Source organism: Streptomyces sp. NBC_00582 (genome assembly GCF_036345155.1).
Classification (GTDB): domain Bacteria; phylum Actinomycetota; class Actinomycetes; order Streptomycetales; family Streptomycetaceae; genus Streptomyces.
Genome location: NZ_CP107772.1, coordinates 235,885 through 258,714, shown reverse-complemented (window position 1 = coordinate 258,714; position 22,830 = coordinate 235,885). Strand labels below are relative to the sequence as shown.

Sequence of the window (22,830 nt, the reverse complement as noted above, 5' to 3'; positions counted from 1 at the left end):
ATCCCGTGAAACGACGCACGCTACTGGCTCTCACTCTCACCTTGTCCCTCGCTTTCCCGGTGACGGCGACGGCGGCGACACCCACCCCTGCCGACGAGGAACGCTCCTCGCGCGTCACCGGCGTCGAGGTGACGCGCAAGGAGTCGCTGGGCACGTTCGGCGGTGTGCCGTACGAGCGGCTGGCCGGCACCGTCTCCGGAACCGTGTCGGCCGGGGAATGCGTGGCGGGACTCGACTCGGCCGCCGGGACCGACGGGGTCCACACCTACACCTCGGGCTTCGAGCTGATCCGCCCGGTCGGACAGGACCAGCGCAGCGAGGTCGTGGTGGAGGTGGAGAACCGGGGCATTCCCCTGCTGCTCCACGGCTACAACTCGATGCAGGACCCGCCGCCCGTAGGAGCCCCGCAGGACGTCTCGTACCCGTCGGGCATGGGCGACGGCTTCCTGTTCGCCGAAGGACGCTCCTACGCGCGGGTCCAGTGGCAGACCGGCATCTCACCGGGAGTGCCGGAATCGGCCCAGGGCGTCGGCCAGGTCATCGTCCGTGACTTCGGGCGGCTGCTGCGCAGCGGACGGCTCGAAGGCGAGGACTCGCCACTCGGTGCGTACGAGCACCGGTTGCTCGTGGGGTTGAGCCAGGCCAGCTGGTTCGTCACCAGCTTCGTCGCCGAGGGCTTCAATGACGCCGACGGACGCGTCTTCCAGGGCGCCTACGCCCAGGACGGCACCGGCAACCAGCTCGCGATCAACGGCGTCGCCGCGGCGGACGGCCAGCCACAGGTGCCCTACATGAGGCCGGACGGTGTGCCGCTGGCTCCTGGGCAGGTGCTGCGCCGGCCGGCGACGGATCCCGTCTTCGTGGACGTGGCGGCCTACACGGACTACTACCGGCTCCGGGCCAGTGTCTCCCGGCAGGCCGACCCAGCCGACGGCTACCACCGCTACGACTGGCCGGCCGCCCACAACCCGGTAATCAGCGCCGACGCGGCGGACACCGCGTTCCAGCGCTTCGGCTGCAATGACGGAATGCCGATCCCGCTCAGTCCCCTGCACAGCGAACCATACGGCCGTGCACTGCTCGTGGCGTTGGAACGCGGTCTCGGCATCGGCGGTCCGCGCGAGAAGATGCCGCCCGAGCAGGTGTTCACAGCCGGTGCGCATCCCGCCGATCGGGCACTCCTCAACGGCCTGCCCGGCCGGGAGGTGACGGTGCCGCGGACGGACGCCGACGGTTTCCCGATCGGCGGAGTGCGCTTTTCCGCGGCCGATTTGCCGCTCGGCTCACCGGTTCCGCCCGCGGTGGCTCCGGTGTCCACGGCGAGCATCACCGCGGTGTGCGGCAACTACGGGGGGTGGCAGCCGTACACGGCGGACGAACTGGGCCGGCGTTACGGCTCGCTCGACGACTACGTCAGCACCTACGACGCCCGGGTCACACGCCTGATCGCGAGCGGACTCCTCCTTGAGAGGGACCGAGGGCCCCTGCTCGACCGGGCTTCGGAGGAATGGTCGAAGGCACCGACGGGGTCGTGACCCACGGGGTTCGCCCCGCCCGCCGGATGTCTCCGGATGCAAGGGATCTGAGCCGTGTGAAGCCGGGGCTCGGGGGGTGTGGGCGGACCGTCGCTTCGGCGAGGCGTCGGTGAAGCCCGGTCAGACGGCCGACCAGCCGTTGTCCACCGGGAGGATGACACCGTTGATGTTGCTCGCGGCGGCGGAGGCCAGGAAGACGATGGCCGCGGCCTGTTCGTCCGTGGTCGCCTGGCGTCCGACGTTGACCATGTACTTGCCGAGCACGCCCAGTCCGTGCGACTCGATGTCCAGCCCGGCCGTGATACCCGTCGTCGTGCCGCCGGGAGCGATCGCGTTGGTCCGCACGCCCTGGTCGCGGTACGTCACCGCGAGGGACTTGGTGAGCCCGGCGATCCCGTGCTTGGAGGCGGTGTACGCGGCACCGGCCGCGCTGCCCCGCAGGGACGCCTCGGAGGCGGTGAACACGATCGCCCCGTCACCCGTGGCCAGCAGATGAGGCAGCGCAGCGCGGGTCAGCAGGAAGGGCGCGGTGAGGTTGACCCGCAGGACGCGCTCCCACTCCTCGTCGCCGATGTCGGCCACGGCGGACATCCGGTCCATGATTCCGGCGTTGTTCACCAGGACGTCGATGCCTCCGCAGGCGTCCACGGCCGTGGTGACGACCCGGTCGACGACCTCCTGGTCGCTCAGGTCGCCGATCGCGGTGACAGCTGTGCCGCCCGCCACCGCTATGGCCTCCGCCGTCGCTTTGGTGCCTTCGGCGTTGATGTCCGCGAGGACGACGCGGGCGCCCTGCGCGGCGAAGAGCAGGGCGGCGGTTCGGCCGATGCCCGAGCCGGCTCCGGTGACGATCACGGACTTGCCGGACAGGCCTGTAGTGCTGTTCATGTGTGGATGCTCCCTGGTGGTGTCGGAGACCGGTGAGTCCGGGGAAAGGGCTCACGTGCCTGCGTCGACACTAGGAAGAGCCAGGCCGCGCCCCGAGCCTCCACAGGACCCAAAACGGGCGGGGCGATGAGTACCGGGGTACTGCTCCGCCTCGTCCGAAAGGTGGCCGGACAGCCTGCCGCGCCGGTTGCGGCGTGGCTCTGACCACGGGCCGGCTGTCGACGTCGCGGTGCTTCGGGTGCTTCGGGAGGAGGACGACCAGTACCGGAGGAGGATGCGGCAGCGGCGTATTCGCTTCCCCGGTGCCGTGGGCCGCACGATTTCCCCGCCTAGCTTGATGGACGGGTCACGCAGACCCACCCAGTCCTCGTCATCCATCCCGTTGTTTCCCAGGTGGGAGTAACTCCTGTGGCCACCTTCCTCTACAGACTCGGCCGGTTCGCCTTCAGGCGACGCCGCCTTGTCGTGATGCTGTGGATCGCCATCCTGGCTGTCGTCGGCATCGGCTCCGCGAGCGTGTCCGGCACGACGTCGGACCAGTTCACCATTCCCGGCACCCAGTCCCAGAAGGCGCTGGACCTGCTGGACAAGGAGTTCCCGCAGGCCTCTGCCTCGGGCGCCACCGCTCGTGTCGTCTTCGAGGCCCCCGACGGGCAGAAGCTGACGTCCGGGGCCAACAAGACCGAGGTCGAGTCGCTGATCGCCGGCCTCAAGAAGGCTCCCCAGGTGGCGAGCGTCAGTGACCCCTATGCCAGTCGTCTGGTCAGCCAGGACGGCACCATCACCTACGCCCAGGTGACGTACAAGGTTGCCCAGGCCGACATCACCACCGAGGCACGGGACGCCCTGCATGCCGTGGCCGACAAGGGCGACAAGGCGGGTCTCGCGGTGAGCCTGGGCGGCAACGCCGTCAACGAGAAGGAGGGCGCCAACGCCGGCGAGCTGATCGGTCTCGCGGTGGCCGCCGTGGCGCTGGTGATTACCTTCGGCTCCCTGCTCGCCGCCGGTCTGCCGCTTCTGACCGCGCTCCTGGGCGTCATCATCGCGATCCTGTCGATCACCATCGCGACCGCGATATGGGACATGAGCGGCTCGGCGTCGACGCTTGCGCTGATGCTGGGCCTGGCGGTCGCCATCGACTACGCCCTGTTCATCGTCTCCCGCTACCGCAGCGAGATCAGGGCGGGCCACGAGCCGGAGGACGCCTGCGGGCGAGCCCTGGGTACGGCCGGATCAGCGGTCGTGTTCGCCGGCCTGACCGTAGTCATCGCGCTGGCCGGCCTCAGCGTCGTCGGCATCCGGCTGCTGACCGACCTGGGCCTGGCGGCGTCGTTCGCGGTCGTCGTGGCCGTGGTCGTCGCCCTGACCCTGCTGCCCGCGGTGCTGGGCTTCGCCGGGGCGCGCATCATGAAGGGCAATCTCCAGACCAAGCGCATGCGGGCGCTGGAGCGCGGCGAGGGCGAGCCGATGGGTGTGCGCTGGGTACAGCACGTCATCCGTCACCCGTGGCGGGCGCTTGTGGTCTCGGTCGCCGTCCTCGGCTTGCTGGCCATCCCGGCGCTGTCGATGCGCCTGGGCATGCCGGACGACAGCACGGCTCCCGCGGGCAGCACTCAGCGGGTCGCCTACGACACTCTGAGCAAGGGGTTCGGCCCGGGCTACAACGGCCCGCTCACGGTCGTCGTCGATGCCCGGGACAGCAAGGACCCCAAGGCCGCCGCTGAGCAGACGGTCACCGTGCTCGGCAAGCTGCCCGACGTCGCCTCCGTGAGCCCGCCCGTGTTCAACACCTCGGGCGACGTGGCCCTGATCCGGGCCGTTCCCAAGAGTTCCCCGAGCAGCCAGGAGACGGTGGACCTGGTCGGGGAGATCCGTGACACCACCGCCCCGGCCGTGCTGCGAGCCACGGACGCCGAGGTCGTGATCACCGGTACGACGGCCCTGAACATCGACGTCTCCGACAAACTCGGAGACGCTCTTGTGCCCTATCTTCTGGTGGTCGTCGGCCTGGCGCTGATCCTGCTCCTGCTCGTCTTCCGCTCCATCCTGGTGCCCGTCAAGGCGACGCTGGGCTTCCTGCTCAGCGTGGTGGCGACTCTGGGCGTCCTGGTCGCGGTCTTCCAGTGGGGCTGGCTCAAGGACGTCTTCGGCGTCGACACCACCGCCCCCATCGTGAGCGTGATGCCGATCTTCATGATCGGTGTGGTCTTCGGCCTCGCCATGGACTACCAGGTCTTCCTCGTCACCCGGATGCGGGAGGAGTACGTCCACGGTGCCGAGCCCACCGAGGCGGTGGTCGCGGGCTTCCGGCACGGCGCCCGCGTGGTGACGGCCGCAGCGATCATCATGATCTCCGTCTTCGCCGGATTCCTGCTCGCCGACGCCGCACTGATCAAGTCGATCGGCCTGGGACTCGCCTCGGCCGTCCTCTTCGACGCCTTCGTGGTCCGCATGACCATCGTGCCCGCGGTCATGGCACTGCTAGGCCGCCGGGCCTGGGCACTGCCCCCGTGGCTGGACCGAATCCTGCCCAACGTCGATGTCGAGGGCGAGAAGCTGCGGCATGTCCTGGACGGGCCGACCGACACGACAGGGCCGGACGGGGAAACCGGGCCCGGAAGCGCGAAGGACAGGCTGCTCGCGCCAGCCCGCCAGGGCGAGGACTGACCACCGCGCCGCTTACAGTAGCCCGGCGCATGTGATCCCACGGCAGTGGGAGCCACCCCTTCAATCGCCGTCCGTCGGTCCTTACTCCCCCAAGGGCCGACGGACGGTCAGCCGGTCTATCGGAGACGCACGCCGTGACCTCAGCATCGAAGAACTCCCTAGCCGAACCCGGCACCCTGCTGGGCAGCTCGGAGGACCGCACGGTGGTCCGGGTCCTGACTCTGCTGGCCGCCCTCGGCCGGGCGGACCAGGCGCACCCCCATGTCAAGAGGTTGGGGATGCCGATCCTGTGCGCCGCGCTCGGCCTCCAGCCCCTCATGGAATACCCCGGCCCGGGACCCTCACTCCCGGTCTCACTGGGCCTGCTGGCTGGAATCACCGTCCCGTTGCTGTGGCGCCAGAGCCGTCCTGTTCTGGTGTTCACGGTCGTCACGGGGTTCTCCGTGGCGGAGGCCGCTTGTGGCGTGCTGACCAACGCGCACTTCCTCGCCCAGCTGATCATGCTGTACAATCTGGCCCGCTTCGCCACGCCCCTCGCTCTGGCCGGGGCAGTGTCGGTCGTCGTACCCCAGACGGTGATCACCACCCTCGCCTTCTCCTCCGACGTACAGCTCAAGCGCATCACCACCGCCCTGGCACTGGCCGTCATGCTGTCGCTGTGCATGCTCGCGATGGCGGGACTGGGTCTGGGCGGCCGGGTGGCCCGCCTGTACATCACAGCTCTGCAGGACCGGGCGATACGGCTGGAGGTGGAGCGCGACCAGCGGGCCCGGCTCGCGGAAGCGGCGGAGCGGGCCCGCATCTCCCGGGAGATGCACGACATCCTCGGCCATACCCTCGCCGTCATGGTCGGTCTCGCCGACGGCGCGAGCGGACTGACCGAGGCCAACCCCAAGCGGGGCGCCGAGACACTGCAGATCATCGCCGACAGCGGGCGCGGCGCCCTGGCGGATCTGCGTCGGCTCCTCGGCACCCTCCGCGAGAACGGCACCGCGTCCTGTGACTCCCCGCTGGCACCCCAGCCAGGCCTGAGTGACCTCAACACCCTCCTGGAAAGGGTCCGGGCCGCCGGGCCCACCGTGACCCTGCACACTGAGGGGGAACTCGCCGGTCTCCCCGCAGGACTCCAGCTCACCGTCTACCGCATCGTCCAGGAAGCACTGACCAACACCCTCAAGCACGCCGCCCTCACGACAACGGTCGACGTGACTGTCGTGGCGACCTCCCAGGCGGTACGTGTCGCTGTCGAGGACAGTGGCCCTCGGCGTACGCCGCGCGAGCGCCCTCGGGGCGACGGGAGACAAGGGCTTCTCGGTATGCGTGAGCGCGCCTTGCTCTACCAGGGGACCGTGACTGCCGGCCCGAACTCCCGGGGCGGCTGGCACGTCCGAGCGGAACTGCACCTCATCCCACCCACCAACACGCCTACGGAGAATCACCCGGCATGACCACTGTCCTCATCGTCGACGACCAGGCCCTGCAACGCCTCGGCTTCAGCATGCTCATGGAACAGCACCCCGACCTCACGGTCGTCGGGGAGGCCACGCACGGTGCTGAAGCGGTGCGTATGACGGCCGAACTACACCCGGACGTCGTCCTGATGGACGTGCGCATGCCCGGCATGGACGGCATCGAGGCGACTCGACGCATCGTCACGTCCGGTGGCCGCTCCCGTGTGCTGGTCATGACCACCTTCGACCTGGACGAATACGCCTACGACGCTCTGCGTGCCGGAGCCAGCGGCTTCCTCCTCAAAGACGCTCTGCCCGCAGAACTCCTCGCCGGTGTCCGCGCGGTCGCGGCCGGGGACGCCGTCATCTCACCGGGCCTGACCCGCAAACTCATCGACGCCTTCACCACGCGCTTGCCCGGGCACACTCCTGAGCAGGCGCGACAGCTGGAAGCCCTCACCGAACGTGAGATCGAGGTTCTCACCGCGGTTGCCACCGGATGCAGCAATGCCGAGGTCGCCGAACACCTGCACCTGGCCGAGACCACCGTGAAGTCCCACGTCAGCCGCATCCTCGCCAAGATCGGTGCCCGGGACCGGGTGCAGGCGGTCATCTTCGCCTACGACGTTGGGCTCGTACGGCCGGCATGAGCAACCGGCGCGGTGTGGTTCACGAAGCCAAAGAAGGGCCGAGGTCGCCGGACCCGGCCCTGCGTGAGCGGAGAGAAACATGAGTACGCACATAGGGGAGCCCCGAAGACTCTCTCCCGGAGCAGTGCGCAGTCGGTGGCGGAGACCGGTGCACCGAGCGCGTCCGGTGATCAGGCAGGCATGGCCCGATCAGCGCCGGACGAATCACCGGTACGACCCGCTCCATGGCATCGCCCGGCGCGTGGCTGTGGGCAGCGTGTTGGTGCTCCTCGTCAGTGGTGTCCTCTCCGTGGCGGTGTGGTTCTGCATCACGTTCGAGACGGTCGTGACGCCGGTTCTGCTCGCGCTGCTTGGCACGGCCCTGCTCGGCCCGCTCTACCGCAGGCTGATCGCGATGAAAGTGAACAAGTCGCTTGCCGCTGGGCTGACCTGTGCTGCCGTCGTCGTGGTCATGGGCGCGGTGGCGTACATCGTGGTGACCGCCCTCATCGACACCGGTGACCAGATCATTTCCTCGCTGCGCGACGCGGCCGCTTCGATCGAGGAGCGGTTCGGCCTTTCGGGGACGTCCCTGGACGATCTCGCTGTGAATGCGAAGGACCTGCTGTCGAGGTTCGGGGGCACCGCCGTCAATGGCCTCTTGAACGGTGTGAGCGTGGTCTTCGAAATGGCCGCGACGGGCACACTCGCGATCCTGCTCATGTTCTTCTTCCTGCGCGACTCCGACAGGGCGGTCGCCGCACTGCACGCGCTCGCCCCACGCGATTCCGGTGAGAGCCTCGAGGTGATGGCCCGCCGTGCCTTCCAGGCGATCGAGGGATTCATGCGCGGCACCACGATCGTCGCCTTCATCGATGCAGTCTGCACCACCGTCGGTCTGTTTGTCCTGGACGTACCGGGCGCGGTCGGGCTCGGGGCGTTGGTGTTCATCGGTGCGTACATCCCGTACTTGGGCGCGTTCCTGTCAGGCGCGGTCGCGGTCTTGGTCGCCTTCGCCGATGGCGGTCTAGGCACCGCGCTGTGGGTCCTGGGTGTCGTCTTCGTGGTGCAGCTCCTCGAGGGCAACGTGCTGCAACCGATGATCCAGAGCCGCACTCTGCAGATGCACCCCGCCATGATCCTGGTGGCCCTGACGGCCGGGGCGTCGGTCGCCGGAGTCCTCGGCATGCTCCTCGCCGTGCCCATGACTGCGGCGGTGTTCGGAGTGCTCTCGGAGCTGCGGAGCCGATACGAGGAGACACCGCGTGCTGCCAAGGCGCCCGAGACCGAGGTCGTCGACGACTCCCGTTCAGGTGGGGACGGGCCGCCGCCCCGAGCGGGTCGTCGGTCTCGGCGACTGGTGGGCGTCGCGGCCACGGGAATGCCGTCGCGTCTGCCACACAGAATCAAGGGCACGGTGTCCGGAGCCTGACCCGCGTACATGAGTGGGGTACCAGCCAGGATCAGTCGGCTGGTACCCCACTCGTCGATTCCGGTCGGGCGGTACGCGATCAGTCGGGGTGCACGGCCTGACGCATGTGCTGGGCCATCAGGCCGTAGACGTCTCTGGCCGTTTCGGCGTCGTTCTGGTCGTAGCCGTGGTCGGCACCCGGCACGTCGAGATGGTCGTAGAGCGCCCTGACGCCGCGCAGCCGCTCGGCGTAGCGAGTGCCCTCGGCATGGAGGAGGTCGTGTTCCGGCGTGATGACGAAGGCGGGGGCGATGCCCGTCAGGTCGGCGGTGTCGGAGGGATGGGCGGGGGAGACCAGGGGATTGCTGCGCACCGCCGGGTCCGGCACGTAGGAGGTGTCGAAGATGTCCGCCATCCATGGGCGCAGCAGCGGCTTGGCGATGACCGAGCGCTTGTCTCTGGCACCGGTGACGAGGTCCAGAGGGGGATAGTGCAGGATCTGGAGAGCGATGGAGGGACCTCCCTTTTCCAGTGCCTGACGGGCCACCGCCGCCGCGAGGGCCCCTCCGGCGCTCTGACCGCCCACCGTGAGCAGGCTGCCGTCCCAGCCGTGTTCGGCGCCGTGTTCGGCCACCCACTCGACGACCTCGTACGCCTGGTGAGGCGGCGCGGGAAACGGGTGCTGCGGCGCGACGACGTAGTCCACGTTCACCACCACTGCACCCGCTTCGGCCGCGAGGAAGCGGCACAGCGGGTCGTCCAGCTCGACCGGCGGCAGGACGAAGCCGCCACCGTGGAAGTTCACGTGGACCGGCGGCAAAGGCGCGCCGTCGGGACAGTCGGGGAAGTACACCACAGCGCGGGCCGGGGCGATGGAAGTCGGGATGGTCAGCTCGTGTGTGTTCCGGGGATACTCCGGATAACGCTTGTGCAGGGAGGACGCGACGTGTCGGTCCGCCAGCAGCGCGTTCAGACGCTGCATCACTTTGGCGGCGGGGGAGGCCAGCGCTGGCCGGGCCAGGAGGGACATGACAGCTCCGTTCGGTGGGGTGGCGCGCCGGGCTCGCTGCTTCGAGGGACGGTCACCTGCGCAACGCCCTGCCCGACCCGCCCGTAGTGCCCTGTGTCCAGGCTAGTGATTTCGTACGGGACGAGCAGGGCACCGAAGAAGCGAAAACGGCGGGCCCGACTGGTACTTGAGTAGGAGTGGCCCTGTCCGAAACGGCAGGTGGGAGCTACGGCGTTCGGAGTGTGTCCCTTCGGAGGAAAGCGACCCCTACCGTGGTACTAGCTGCCGTCCTGGTTTTGGGTTCTCCGGTGCTGCGCGTGGTCGAGGCGACGCCTTTATCGTGAAATACGGGCCGCGCGATGGCCCTTCCATATTTTTTTCCGCGACGAGAACGGATCGCGGGCGTGAGCCGCTTCCTGTCAGCCGCCGTCCGCCGGTCCTTCCCACTCAGGGGTGGCTGACGGTCCGCATGCACCCCGGAGACGCATCCAGTGACCACCACCTCCCCGAGGGTCCGCCCGGTGGAACCCAGTAGCCTTCTGGGCGGCCCGGAGCATCGCACGGTAGTGCGGCTGCTGGCCTGGCTGATATCGATACAGCGGGCCGGCCAGGAGCACCCCCGGTTCAGGCAGTGGGCGGCGCCACTGGTGTGCGCGGCTCTTGGTGTCCCGGGTCTTCTGGACAGTGTTGCCGGGGCCGATCCGGGTTTCCCGGTCGCGCTCATGGTAATGATCGGGTTCACTGTCCCGCTGCTCGCGCGGGAGCGCCATCCCTTCCTGGTCTTCGCCGTTATCACGGCCTTCTCCATGGCGGAGGCCGTGTCCGGGGTTCTCACCTACGCTCATTTTCTCGCACAACTGATCATGCTGTACAACCTCGCCCGGTTCGCACCGCCGGTCCAGTTGGCCGTCGCCGTCGCGATCACCGTCCCCCAGACCATCGTGACGATCATGACGTTCGCGCCGGACAGGCAGATCGAACGGATCGACAGCCCTCTGGCGGTGACCACCGACCTGGTGCTCTGCATCCTCGCAATAGCTGGCCTGGGGCTGGCTGGCCGCGTGGCGCGCTCCTACATCACCGCCCTGGAGGACCAGGCGGTGCGCCTGGAGGTGGAGCGCGACCAGCGGGCCCGCCTGGCAGAGGCCAGGGAGCGGGCACGCATCTCCCGGGAGATGCACGACATACTCGGCCACACCCTCGCCGTCGTGGTCGGCCTGGCTGACGGTGCGGCGGGCCTGGCCGAGACCAAACCGAAGCAGACCGCGGACACACTGCGGATCATCGCCGACAGCGGGCGCGGTGCCCTGGCCGACCTGCGTCGGCTCCTCACCAAAATTCGCGAGGAGGGCCCTCATGAGACGCCCTTTCGCCCACAGCCGGGTGTCAGTGATCTCGACGCTCTGCTGAGCCGGGCCCGTGCGGCCGGCCCCGACGTCGGCCTCCATACGGCCGGTGACCTCACCGGCCTGCCCGCGGGACTGCAACTCGCCCTGTACCGCATCGTCCAGGAAGCGTTGACCAACACCCTCAAGCACGCCGCCTCCGACACCGCGGTCCGTGTCTCCTTGATCGCGGAGAAGGATGCCGTACATGTCACCGTCGAGGATACTGGTCCGCCCGCCACGAAACGGGATCATTCCTGGGAAGGCGGCGGGCAGGGGCTTCTCGGCATGCGTGAACGCGCCGCGCTCTATCAAGGGACAGTCACCGCCGGCCCCAACTCCGAAGGCGGCTGGAGCGTTCGAGCTATTCTGCTTCCGACCACACTCACGAACACGGCCTCAGACGCACACCCGGCATGACCTCCGCCGACTTGGCGGCATGAACGCCTGTTGCTGGCTACAGCGGGTGGTCGAGTTGTCTGCCTTGGTAGGTGTTTTTCAACCCGCCCTCGCTTTGGCGAGCAGTTCATTGAGCGGTGCTGCCCGAGGCTCTGGGGTGCCCTACTTGGTTTCGTTCGATTGTTCGATGGAGTGGGAGCGTCGGTGAGCTGTGACTCGTTCGCGGGTCGCGCATCGGCGGGAGCAGTAGCGGCGTTTGTTTCGGTAGTACTGCTGGCGGCCCCCTCGCCTACAGGGCGCAAACAGGAGTGAGCGGGGGCGCTTTGGGATCAGACAGGAGCGAAGGGGCTCAAACGGACCCCCGTCCGTCGTCACCAGGCGCAAGCATCGCATCGGTATTCACGAACCTCAGCTGTCCCAGGCAGGACAGTCCCCCATACTGCCGCCAAACACCCCTGCCAGGACAAAACACTCTTTTAGTGAGCGTTTTACTCTGGTATCGGATGTTTCGTGGTGATTACCAGGAGGCAGCTCAAGCACTCAGTGAAGCGATTCGCCGGAATCTCGGAAACCGGGCAACTATCTGGCATTTCTCGGACTTGCCGCAGCTCTCTCTGCTGCTGCAAACGGGTCCGTAAGCTGATCATGTAGGGCGCGGTTTTAGATGGTGGGTGGTGGGGTGCGGTTGAGGGTGAGGGGTGGTGTGGTGCCTGCGGGGGTGGTGATGGTGATGGTGGTGGGGCCGGGGGGGCCTTGGGGGAGTGTGGTGGTGAGTTGGGTGTCGGTGAGGACGGTGTAGGGGGTGGGGGTGTTGTTGATGTGTACGGATGTGGTGGTGGTGAGGCCGGTGCCGGTGAGTGTGAGGGTGGTTCCTGGGGTGGTGGGTGCGGTGGGTGGGGTGATGTTGGTGAGGGTGGGGGTGGGGAGGTAGGTGTAGGGGAGGGGGTTGCTGGTTCCGCCGGGTGTGGTGACGGTGACTGTTGTGGTGTCCTGGCCGGGTGGGGTGGTTGCGGTGATCTGGGTGGAGGACTGGACGGTGAAGGTTGTTGCGGGTGTGGTGAAGTTGACTGTGGTGGTGTTGGTGAGGTTTTGTCCGGTGAGGGTGATGGTCTGGCCGCCGGTGGTGGGTCCGGTGTCGGGGGTGAGTTCTGTGAGGACGGGGAGGGGTGTGTAGAAGTAGTAGGCGGTGGGGGATGCCGCGCTGGTTCCGGTGGGTGTGGTCACGGTGACGGCTGCCGGGCCGGGGGGGCCGGGGGGTGAGACGGCTGTGATCTGTGTGGGTGAGGTCACGGTGTAGGAGGCGGCGTTGGTGGTGCCGAAGCGGACGGCGGTGGCGCCGGTGAGGTTTGTGCCGGTGAGGGTGACGGTGGTGGCGCCGCTGGTGGGGCCGGAGGAGGGGGACAGGCCGGTGACGGCGGGGAGGACGAGTGTGTAGGTGTAGGTGACTGTGGTGTTGCTGGTGCCGCTGGGGGAGACCACGGTGACGGGGACGGGGCCCGCGTTTCCCGCCGGGGTGACCGCGGTGATCTTTGTGGAGGAGTTGACGGTGTAGGAGGCGGCGTTGGTGGTGCCGAAGCGGACGGCGGTGGCGCCGGTGAGGCTGGTGCCGGTGAGGGTGACGGTTGTTCCTCCGGTGACAGGTCCCTGTGCGGGGCTGACCGAGGTGATCACGGGAGGCATCGATGGCTCCTAGGAAGATGCGGAGGAGGCGGGGCGGAGGTTCGGCGGAGGGGGCGGGGGCGGAGGTTCGGCGGTGACGGTGCGGCCCAGGGCGCTGCCGGGTGCCGGGTGCCGGGTGCCGGGTGCCGGGTGCCGGGTGCCGGGTGCCGGGTGCCCGCTGCGGGGTGCGGGGTGCGGGGTGCGGGGTGCGGGGTGCCTGGGCCGCCGTTCGTCGTGCGGGATGTGTGTGGCGGGACAACGCGGCGGGACGACCCGGCGGGGAGCTGCCCGGGGGCCTCTGTGGCGGGGGTGGTGGCGGGGGTTGTCTGGGGGTGGGGGCTGTTGTGTGCGGCCGTGCCCGCTGAAGGGGGGTGGGTGGTGCCGGGGCTTGGGTTGTGACGGGGGGCGGGTGCGGCGGGGGTGGGGTGGGTGTGAGGCGGGGGCGGGACCCGTTGCGCATGGTGGGTGCCGGTGGTGCGGCTGTGCGGCCGTCCGCGGGGTGGTGGTAGGGCGTGACGGCCGTGTCCGCCCGGTCGGCGGGTCTGCTGCGTGTACTGCTGCGGTGGGGCTCGGTGTGTCGCTGGTGTGCCGTGTGGGCGCGGGGGTGTTGGCGCGGGATGTGGTGCTCGTGTGCCGCCTGCCCGGTGGGGGAGGGGTTGGTCGGGGGTTGAGGCCGGTGGACGGTGCGGTGCCGGCCGGGAGGGGGGTTTTGTCGTGTGGGACAGGCATGACACCGCTCCTCGCCTGGACTGCGGGGGTGCTCCGGGCGGGTTGCCGCGACGACGTGGTGACCGCACCGTTTCTGCCGGTTCGGGCGAGCGCAGGGCAGGGCGGCGTCGTCCGTCACATCACAAGACGTCGGAGGCGGTCGGTGCGGCGTCTGGGGTAGGGGCACCAGGGAGCGCCGCCGTGGCACCTGCTTGTGGCGCGGGAAGGGGGCCCGCACGTTGTCCAGCAGTAGTGACCCACAGGGGGGGTGCGCCGAACAAGGGGCGGCCCGCTCACTCACCCGCACGGAGTAACGCCCGCCCCGCCGGGGGCGCAGCGGTGGGTGGGCGGCTGCGTGTCCGCCGGCGAAGCCCATGCCCCGCTCATCCCCTCGTCCGGTCCGTCGTCCGCTCGCGCGCTCGTCCCCTCGTCCGCTCGCGCGCTCGTCCGCTGGTCCGGTCCGTCGTCCGCTCGCGCGCTCGTCCGGTCCGTGGTCCGCTCGTCTGGTGGTCCGTCGTCCGTTGTCCGTTGTCTGGTCGTGTGGTCGTCGGGATGCCGGCCCCGGCAGCCCCTGCCGCCGGTCGCTTGCGCGGTTGGGCCGGCGGGGTCACGGTGCGGCGGGCCGCATCCGTGGTGTCGGGGCGGGACCGGCTCTGCGCTGAGGGGGGTTGCCGGCCCAGGGCGTTTCTGCCCTGGTTGTCGGTGATCCAGCCGCTGCTGTGTGGTGGGCCACCGGCCCTGGCCCGGCCTGCCATTCCCGGGGGCGGATCCTGCGGCCGTGATGGGCCCCGTGCCCGGGCGAGTTCACCCCCGCCGGTCGCAGCCGTCGCGGCGTCCTTGCGCCCGGCACCTCAACTCCGGTCACGGGTGCGCCCAGCGGCCCGGCTCACCCCCTGCCGGCACCGCGGACACCGGCGCGATGGCTGCCGTCGAGCCTTTCAGCAGACTTCTCCGAACCTCCCCGGCAACCTTCCCGGCCGCCCCCCGGCAACCTTCCCGGCCGCCCCCCGGCAACCTTCCAGGCCGCCCCTCGGGGGAGGTGGTTCACTGCTTGCCTCGGCGGTGTACCGGGGCCACATCAGCGCGGCCCGTCCACGAGGGGGAGCCGGCCGGGACGGGGCCGCCTCGTCCGTCTGCTCCAGGCGGCGGGTGTGCCGGCCTCCTCCAGCGCGCCCCCCGGAGTCCCTGTGTGAGGGGCTTCGGTCTGCTGCGGCCGGGCGTCCTGTGGACGCCCGGGAACGGCACGGTCCGGGCGGTCCCCTGCGTGCCGCGCAGCCGGCGTGCACCCGCTGGTGCGTGGCCATCCCGGGGCGGCCGGCATTGCCGCGGTCCCGCTCACCGAGGGCTCCGACGCACCCCCGCTTTCGGGTGGACGAAGGGGTTCTCGGCTTGCCGTCCCCGCGACCTGGGCCCGTTCACAGCGGGCCCGGGCACCAGGCTGCCCACGGCAGGCCGGCGGCACACACCGCACCAGAGACATCCCGCGGCGCCCGCCCCGCGACGGGTGTCCTGCGATGGGTGTCCTGCGGCGCCCGCCCTGCGGCGCCCGCCCCGCGACGGGTGTCCTGCGGCGCCCGCCCCGCGACGGGTGTCCTGCGGCGCCCGCCCTGCGACGGGTGTCCTGCGGCGCCCGCCCTGCGACGGGTGTCCTGCGGCGCCCGCCCTGCGACGGGTGTCCTGCGGCGCCCGCCCTGCGACGGGTGTCCTGCGGCGCCCGCCCTGCGACGGGTGTCCTGCGGCGCCCGCCCTGCGACGGGTGTCCTGCGGCGCCCGCCCTGCGGCGCCCGCCCTGCGGCGCCCGCCCCGCGACGGGTGTCCTGCGACGGGTGTTCTGCGACGGGTGTCCTGCGGCAGACACCGCATCAGGGACTCCCGCGGTGCCCGCCTCGCGGTGCCTGCCTTGCGGCAGACACCGCATCTGGGACTCCCGCGGTGCCCGCCTTGCGGTGCCTGCCTCGTGGTGCCCGTCCTCGCCTGCTGCGCGGCGGGGTGTCCCGGGCAGGGGGGTGGTGTTGGAGGCGCTGGTGGGGCCGGGGGTGGGGGGCACGGGGTGGGGGCGTGCGGGGGGTGGCTGCTGTGAGGGGGGTTGCGCGCCCGTTGTTTGCCGTTTTCTGGTGTGCGCTCCGCCATACGGGCGATGTTCGGTTCTGCCTCTTGCTGTTGCTTTCACCCGTGTGGATCACTGGAGGGACCGGCGGTTCGCCCATTCGGCCGGACAGCGCGACATTGCTTCGCCGGTTTCGGCTGGCGAGAAGGAGCGCGCGGGAGCTGCGCCGCCCAGGCAGCGAGATCACGTAGCAGCTGCGCCCGGGCAGCTGGATCGGCCGTGGCGGCTGCGCCGTCCGGGCAGCGGGATCGGCCGTGGCGGCTGCGCCGCAGTTCCTTTGCCGTCTGTCCCGGGTGCCCGGTCCGGCCGGTGCCCGGTCCGGCCCTCCTCGTGACGCCGGTGTCCACCGTTTTTCGTCCGTGTATTGCGCGGGGCTGTTTCCCGTGCCCGTACACGCCGCCGTGGAGCACTGCCGCGGCGACACCTCACCGACACACAGAATGGAGACAACCATGTCTGTCGCCACCCTCTTTCCTCTCCCGCCGATCCTGACGCAGCCGACTCTGATCGCCGCCGTGCCGGGGTTCGGTCCGGTGAGCGGGGGCAACGTCGTCCTGCTCGTGGGCACCAACCTGGGCGGGGCGACCTCGGTCACCTTCGGCGGGGTGCCGGCGACCATCATCGCGCAGGACCCGCTGGGGGTCCTGGTCACCGTCATCGCCCCGGCGCACGCGGCGGGCAATGTCCCGGTCGTGGTCACCACCCCGGCCGGTGCGAGCTCGCCCGCCAACTACACCTACCTGCCCGCCGTGACGCCGCCGCCCATCGCGCTGGCCATCACGCCTGCGAGCGGGCCCGTCGCGGGCGGCACGCCCTTCACGATCATCGGCGCCAACCTCACGGGTGCCTCGGTCACCTTCGGTGGAGTGCCCGCCACCAGCGTGAACGTGATCGGCGGGGTCATCCTGACCGGTGTGACGCCTGCTCACGCCGCTGGCCTGGTCACTTTGCAGGTGACGACGCCGGGCGGTACCACCACCGTGCCCGGCGGGTTCACCTACGTCGGTCCGGCGGTGCCGACGGCCGCGGCCATCCTGCCGACGTCCGGTCCGGCCGCCGGGGGCACGCCGTTCGCCATCACGGGATCGAACCTGTCGGGTGCCACCGTCACCATCGGCGGGGTCGCGGCGACCAACGTCGTCGTCGACCCCACCGGGACGGTACTGGCCGGTATCACACCGGCCGGGACGGCCGGCAACGCCGCGGTCGTGGTGACCACCCCGGCGGGCTCGGCCACCGTCACGGGCGGCTTCACCTACGTCTGATCCCGGCGGGCCGCACGGGCGCACGGCCAGCCTGTGCGCCCCGTCCGCCCGTCCGCCCGTCCGCCCGGCCGGCCGGGCGGACGGGGCTGCCTTTGGCGGCGCGCCGTGATGATGCCCGCACCTCGTGTGCGGGCATCGTCGCGGTATCCGCACCCGGGGCCGGCGGGCCCGCTCCTGCGGGGCAGCGGCCGGCCTGCCCGGGCGGGCGGGTGATTCCCGGCGAGGGCGGTGGGGTGCGCGGCCGGCGGACGCCGATAGGGGGCCGGCGCAGTGCGCCGGATCGTCCTCGACGCCGCCGGGGCCCAGGTCCCCACGCAGGCCGGGGTTCGCCGGGATCCGCTTGGTCCCGCACGGCTTTTGAAGGCTGTTCGCCACCGGCCTGGCCAGCAACGGCCTGCCCGTCCGTCCATGTCGGCGCGGTCCCTGTCCGGCCGCCTCGATATCCAGACAACCCGCGGCTGCGTCGCCGTCTTCGACGGGGACGTCATCGGCCGCTGCGCCGAGTTCCCCCGGTCTCGATCAAGCCCTCATCGACGCGACCGGCGCCCAGGTCGGGCGGGGCGCGGGTGGCGGCGACGGCTGCTACGCCCCGGCCGTCGCCGTCGCCGTCGCCGTCGGCGACGTCCTGACCGCCGCCGCGGCCGGGCATCGTCCCCGCGCCGTCACCGTCTCTGTCGGTGAGCGGCCCGTCGATCTCGGTGTCCTCCTCGGCGGCGCCGGCCGCCCGACCGGCACCGCCGGCGCCGCCCTGGGTTGCCCGACGGCGTCGTCGCCCTCACCGGCGCCCACGGCGAGGTCGCCGCGAGCGACTGGCGGCGCCGACCGGCACCGTCACCGCCGGCGCCGCCCTGGGTTGCCCGACGGCGTCGTCGCCCTCACCGGTGCCCATGGCGAGGTCGTCGCGAGCGAGTGGCGGCTCCAGCAGGGCGCTCTTCATCGGATCTCCTTCGAGGAAATGCTGCTCTTCAGGGTGGGGAGGAAGCGAACTCCTGCGGAGCAGGGCGGGGAAGGCCGGTTCGCCGCCAGGGCGGGCCGCCCGTCCACCGCGAACTCCCCGCAGTCGCTTGCAAGCTGATGGGCTGGTGTGTGGGCCGTGGCCGCTGACGTGAGGCGGGTGTTCAGGTACCGCTTCCATCCCACTGATGGGCAGGCAGCCGAGCTGTCGCGCCTGTTCGGGTGCGTGCGGAAGGTCTGCGACCTCGTTTCTCGCGGCGCGCACGCAGGCCTGGACGCTGCGGCAGGAGCGGGTCGACTAGCAACGCCACGCCGGCGATGCCGGCGGCATGGAAGGAGACCGGGGAATTCGCCTGCCTCGACGAGGTCTCCTCCGTCCCGTTTCAGCGGGCCCTGGGCCGCCTTCGGACGGCGTTCACCCGCTTCTTTGCCGAGCGCGCCCAGTACCCGCGTTTCAAGTCGCGCAAGGAATCCGGCAGGTCCGCCGAGTGCGCGGCCAGCGTGTTCCGCTTCCGGGACGGGAAGCCGACGCCGGCGAGGATGGCGCAGCCGCTGGACATGGTGGGGTCGCGTGCCCTCCCGCCGGGCGTGCAGCCGTCCACCGTGACCGTGTCGCAGGGCGCGGCCGGACGCTGGCATGTGTCCTTGGTGTGCGAGGACTCCGGGGTCAGGCCATTCGCGGACAGTGCGAACGGCGTCGGCGTGGACGCCGGACTCGGCCACCTTGCTGACGCTCTCCGCCCGGGGAGAAGATCAGCAACTCCAGGCACGGGCGGCGCGACCGCGCGCGTCTGGCCAGGGCCCGGCGGGAATTGTCCCGCAAGGCCGGGGGTGAGGGCACCACCGGGGCCAGGGCCCGCAAGAGGGTCGCCCGTATCCTGGTTCCCCTCCTGCGAGCTGTGTTCGCACTGCGGACCTGCGGGGCGGGATGCCGCTGCAGGTCCGCGGCTGGACATGTGGCGGGTGCGGCATCACCCACGACCGCGGCACCGAACGCGGCGGGCAACCTCTTGGCCGCCGGGCCGGCGGTGTCGGCCTGTGGAGCCGGTGTAAGAAGGCCTCAACGGAGGTTTTCCGGGCGGGCAGTCGGCGGCGAAGCAGGAACGACTGCGGCGTGAGCCGTGTAAATCCGCCTCCTTCAGGAGGGGGAGGAAGTCATGAGGTGATGGCCTCCCGATCACCGGTGCACAGACGCGCGATCCGGCGCGTCGGGATGGAACAGGGGCAGCCAGGCCAGGACACCTGCTTGCTCAGCCCCGCGCAACGCGGATCGTTCAACCTCATCGCCCCCCCATCGCGGGCCGGTGCCCGCCTGCGCCACCTGGGGATCCGGTACGAGCGTCTCCGCCGGCCGCGGCCGCGGCCGTTTGTGCGGAAAACGGTGACGGGTTCGCGGACAGCCGGCCGGCGCCGGTGGGCTTCCGCCGTGCAGGTATCACGTGTGAACCGGTTCGGTGCCGCCCACGCGAATACCGCGGAGTGTTCCGCGTAAGCGGAAATCCCCGGCCCCTGGCACGGACGGCCATGCGCCGGAAGCGGCGCGGACGCATTCGCCTCCGCCCTGCCCGTCCTTTGCCGGCCTGGCGGATAATCTCCGCGGCGGTGCCCGGGCCGCACCTGCCGGCTGGCGGCGGCGCTCTGTCCGGCGGAACGGTCGACGGCCTGGTCCGTCGGCCTGGCGGCGGCGCATGACATCCTGGCCGGGACGCCACTCCTTTCCCGTAAACGCCCTCCGTTGCCGCGCCGGCGGGGGGCGGTTAACCCGTTCAGGTGAATGGAGTCAACGGTGTCTTGTCACCCGATTGGGCGTGTGGGTCAATGTGAAGGTGAACCGGCGGGCCGCCCATCCCCGTGCCGGGGGAGGAACGAGGCGGGCAGGCGTATGCCGGGTCCCCCGATGCCCATGAATGGTGCACTCCTGACATGAGGGCAAAGGGGCCTTTTTCTTTCCCCTTGTCTCCGCAATGCGAATCACGCCGGAAGAGGCGTGAAAAAAGGCTTGTGGGGGCTCGTTGCGGTCGTCGGCCGTTCCGCCGGTTCCTCGCATGTCCCACACACACAGCGAGGAGTCAGTCATGCCGATCTCTCCGAATCAGGGTTCCACGGGAGGCGGGACCCTGGTGACCATCACGGGCACGAACCTGGCCAACACCAGCGCCGTGCTGTTCGGCACCAAGCCCGCCACGAGCGTCACCAACGTCTCGCCGACCCAGGTCACCGCCGTCGCCCCGTCGGGCACCGGAACCGTCGGAGTCACGATCAAGACTCCGGGCGGGACGAGCAACCCGGTGCCGTTCTTCTATGTCGGCGCCCCGTTCAAGTCGTCCCTGAGCGCGGCCTCGGGTCCGCTGGCCGGCGGCAACACCGTCACGGTCACGGGGACCGGCCTGTCGACCGCCACCAGTGTCTCCTTCGGTGCGGCGACCGCCACCCCGACGGTGGGCTCCGACAGTTCACTCGCCGTCACCGTTCCCGCCGGCGCCGCGGCAGGGCCGGTGTCGGTGAGCGTCACCACCGCCGGGGGGACCAACAACGGACTGACCTACGTCTACGTCGACGTCCCCACGATCACCGCCCTCAGCCCGACCTCGGGTCCCACCTCGGGCGGGACGGCGGTGACCATCACCGGAACCAACCTGGACAGCACCGAGTCGGTCACCTTCGGCGGGGCCCCGGCGCCGTTCTCGGTGATCAACGCCACCACCCTGTCGGCGGTCACCCCGCCCGGCACCGCGGGCGCGGTCGACGTGAGCGTGACCAACGCCGCCGGAGCGGACACCGAGGTCGGCGCCTTCACCTACGTGGCGGGCCCGGGCATCTGATACGCCGCCCCACAGCGGGCGCGCCCCCTTTTCGGCGCGCCGGCACCCGCTTCACGCCCGCCTGTGACGGCCAGGAGCCTCGCAGGCGGGCAGCCGGCGTTCGCCCGGCCCCTTTCCCCCGCCGCGGGGCCTGCCGCACGGGCAGGAGCCGGGAGCGGGCCGGGGCCCGGCGGCCGGGCCGCCGGGGGAGAGGACCAGGGCACCCTGTGACGGTTCACCACCGGGCAGGGGCAGGGGCAGGGGCGGGACCGTCCCGGATGCCTGAGGCGCGCCCCCGGAACCCGGCGGGCTGCCCCGCCGAGGCGGCGGCGCCTTGCGCGCCCTGGACGGAGGGCCGGCGCCCCGCGCCGGACGGCCGCCGTCGTCATGCGCCGCCCGGCCGGCCCCAGATCACCCGGGGGCGGGCACCTGCCGCCCCGGCCCCCTCCGCGTGTCCTGCCACGGCACCGTCCCGGCAAACCCGGTGGCCCGGCGGCGGTGGTCAGCCGATGCTGATGTTGTTGTGGATGTCGCCGACCACGAAGCCGATCAGCCCTCCGCAGGCGAGCAGGCACAGCCCGGGGGGCACGAGGGGAGTGACGGGCGACGCCAGGACGGACACGGCGGCCGTGGCGCTGGAGGCGTCGCAGGAGTCGTTGCCGTTGTAGGCGGCCGTGATCGTGTGAGGGCCCAGTGCGCCGAACGACGCGGTGTAGTGGGCCTGGCCGTTCACGGCGACGGGCACCGTGCCCAGCAGGTCGGCGCCGTCGAAGAACGTCATGCCCAGACCGCCGCTCGGATCCGATGCGCAGGTGACCGTCGCGGTCAGTTCGACCGGCGTCCCCACCATGGCCGCGGCGGGAGACACGGTGACGCCCGTGGCCGACGGGGCAGCCACCGCTGGAGAGGCAGCGGTCACCACGGCCGCCACGGCCGCCGCCGTAAGCCCGGCCCACCTGTCACGGGGACGTCTACGCATCACGGGTCAACTCCCTTTGTCTTCTTCTGCCGCCGGATGGTCCTGGATGCCTTTACGCTAGGTGACGATAAGTCTTCAAATCGGCCCATATCATCAACATTCCTTCAAAAGCGGCCGATTGGGTCAAGGGTGAAGGCGTCCCGGGGGGCGGGGCCTGCGCGTACCGCCGGCGGGTTCGGCCTCACCGGGCAGGACGGCCCGGAGCCCTGGCCCGGACGGCCCGGTGCCCTGGCCCGGACGGCCCGGACCCGGCGGGCCTGCCCCCGCCCCCCGGGGATGCCCGCGTCCAGGGGCCGCCGCGCAGTCGCGCGCCCGGTCCACCGGCTGCCCCGTTGTCTTCGCCGGCGGTCCTGCCAGAGGACCGCCGGCCTCCGGGGCGGGCATGACTGCCGGCCCCCTGCCGAACCGGTGACCTGACCCGGTACGGGCCGCAGCACGGGGAGCCGGGGTGTTCCGGACGGGCTGGCGTGGATCGCCGGGCCGCTGAGGTCCACGTCCGGGACGCGGGGGCGGCGGCACGCAGGCCTCCCGATGGGCCCGCGCCACCTGTGCGCCCGCGAGGCCCCTCGCCGTCGGGCGGGACTGGACCGGCACCGGGCCCGCGGTCGCCCTCGACGCCGTGCTGTTCGGCGCCGGTACGGTCGTGGCGCTGGCGGCGGCCGTCGCCGTGCCGTACGTCATGGCCGTACACCCGCACGGGGCGCGGTCCACGCCCGTATGGCTGCTGCCGCTCGGCGCGCCCATGGCGGCGGCCGCGTCGGGGCCGGCGCTCCCTGCGACGGGACGCTCTTCTCCGCCCTCCCCGACGCCGCCGTCGGCCCCTGCGCCCGGCGCACCTGCCGTCCGGCCGGGGGACATCGGAGCCGGGCCCGGCTGCGCGGCACCCGTCCTGCCGGACACCCACACACCGCTCCTCCTCGCTCCTCCTCGCCGGCGCCTGAGCCGGCAGCACCCGCGGCGGCGGGGGTGGGAAGCCTGCGATC

General features: G+C 71.0%; 13 protein-coding genes and 2 pseudogenes. 10 read left to right on the top strand and 5 right to left on the bottom strand.

Features of this window, described 5'->3' with window-relative positions; translation table 11 throughout:
- Window positions 1-5 precede the first annotated feature (5 nt).
- On the top strand, window positions 6-1,535 hold the full coding sequence (locus OG852_RS01145) for an alpha/beta hydrolase domain-containing protein (protein ID WP_133916176.1): 1,530 nt from the start codon (window positions 6-8) through the stop codon (window positions 1,533-1,535).
- Window positions 1,536-1,655: 120 nt separating this feature from the next.
- Here the strand turns inward: OG852_RS01145 and OG852_RS01140 are convergent, their stop codons facing one another.
- Complete coding sequence (locus OG852_RS01140; protein ID WP_133916177.1) at window positions 1,656-2,423, bottom strand: SDR family NAD(P)-dependent oxidoreductase; 768 nt, start codon at window positions 2,421-2,423, stop codon at window positions 1,656-1,658.
- Window positions 2,424-2,831: 408 nt separating this feature from the next.
- Between OG852_RS01140 and OG852_RS01135 the strand changes: the two genes are divergently transcribed.
- The 4 genes from OG852_RS01135 (at window position 2,832) to OG852_RS01120 (ending at window position 8,602) form a co-directional block, all read left to right on the top strand.
- On the top strand, window positions 2,832-5,090 hold the full coding sequence (locus tag OG852_RS01135) for an MMPL family transporter (RefSeq protein ID WP_133916178.1): 2,259 nt from the start codon (window positions 2,832-2,834) through the stop codon (window positions 5,088-5,090).
- A gap of 134 nt (window positions 5,091-5,224) precedes the next feature.
- Window positions 5,225-6,538: a sensor histidine kinase gene (locus OG852_RS01130; protein WP_133916179.1), complete on the top strand. Its 1,314-nt coding sequence runs from the start codon at window positions 5,225-5,227 to the stop codon at window positions 6,536-6,538.
- Window positions 6,535-7,191, top strand: coding sequence for a response regulator (locus OG852_RS01125; RefSeq protein ID WP_133916180.1), 657 nt, complete (start codon window positions 6,535-6,537; stop codon window positions 7,189-7,191). The genes OG852_RS01130 and OG852_RS01125 overlap by 4 nt, the downstream gene beginning before the upstream one ends.
- Before the next feature lie 247 nt (window positions 7,192-7,438).
- Entirely contained in the window at window positions 7,439-8,602 is a 1,164-nt protein-coding gene (locus OG852_RS01120; protein WP_133916266.1) for an AI-2E family transporter, read from the top strand.
- A 79-nt stretch (window positions 8,603-8,681) separates the two neighbouring features.
- Here OG852_RS01120 and OG852_RS01115 read toward each other — a convergent pair whose 3' ends face one another.
- A complete protein-coding gene (locus OG852_RS01115; RefSeq protein WP_133916181.1) occupies window positions 8,682-9,611 on the bottom strand; it encodes an alpha/beta hydrolase fold domain-containing protein in 930 nt (309 codons plus the stop codon).
- Window positions 9,612-10,081: 470 nt separating this feature from the next.
- Here OG852_RS01115 and OG852_RS01110 point away from each other — a divergent pair, with 470 nt between their 5' ends.
- On the top strand, window positions 10,082-11,395 hold the full coding sequence (locus OG852_RS01110; RefSeq protein WP_330346847.1) for a sensor histidine kinase: 1,314 nt from the start codon (window positions 10,082-10,084) through the stop codon (window positions 11,393-11,395).
- A gap of 639 nt (window positions 11,396-12,034) precedes the next feature.
- Here OG852_RS01110 and OG852_RS01105 read toward each other — a convergent pair.
- Window positions 12,035-13,054, bottom strand: a complete 1,020-nt coding sequence (locus tag OG852_RS01105; RefSeq protein ID WP_330346846.1) for an IPT/TIG domain-containing protein — start codon at window positions 13,052-13,054, stop codon at window positions 12,035-12,037.
- Window positions 13,055-16,300: 3,246 nt separating this feature from the next.
- Between OG852_RS01105 and OG852_RS01100 the strand changes: the two genes are divergently transcribed.
- Window positions 16,301-17,113, top strand: coding sequence for an IPT/TIG domain-containing protein (locus tag OG852_RS01100; RefSeq protein ID WP_133916184.1), 813 nt, complete (start codon window positions 16,301-16,303; stop codon window positions 17,111-17,113).
- A 484-nt stretch (window positions 17,114-17,597) separates the two neighbouring features.
- Here the strand turns inward: OG852_RS01100 and OG852_RS01095 are convergent, their stop codons facing one another.
- On the bottom strand, window positions 17,598-17,762 hold the full coding sequence (locus tag OG852_RS01095) for a hypothetical protein (RefSeq protein WP_330346845.1): 165 nt from the start codon (window positions 17,760-17,762) through the stop codon (window positions 17,598-17,600).
- A 444-nt stretch (window positions 17,763-18,206) separates the two neighbouring features.
- On the opposite strand from OG852_RS01095, the pseudogene OG852_RS01090 reads away from it, so the two are divergent.
- A pseudogene (locus OG852_RS01090) lies at window positions 18,207-19,228 on the top strand (RNA-guided endonuclease InsQ/TnpB family protein).
- 914 nt (window positions 19,229-20,142) lie between these two features.
- Window positions 20,143-20,889, top strand: coding sequence for an IPT/TIG domain-containing protein (locus OG852_RS01085; RefSeq protein ID WP_133916186.1), 747 nt, complete (start codon window positions 20,143-20,145; stop codon window positions 20,887-20,889).
- Between the two features lie 481 nt (window positions 20,890-21,370).
- On the opposite strand, the gene OG852_RS01080 is transcribed toward OG852_RS01085, so the two are convergent.
- On the bottom strand, window positions 21,371-21,847 hold the full coding sequence (locus tag OG852_RS01080) for an Ig-like domain-containing protein (protein ID WP_330346844.1): 477 nt from the start codon (window positions 21,845-21,847) through the stop codon (window positions 21,371-21,373).
- 565 nt (window positions 21,848-22,412) lie between these two features.
- Between OG852_RS01080 and OG852_RS01075 the strand changes: the two are divergent.
- Window positions 22,413-22,619 (top strand): annotated as a pseudogene (locus OG852_RS01075) (C4-dicarboxylate ABC transporter); the annotation flags it as partial.
- Between the last annotated feature and the right edge of the window lie 211 nt (window positions 22,620-22,830).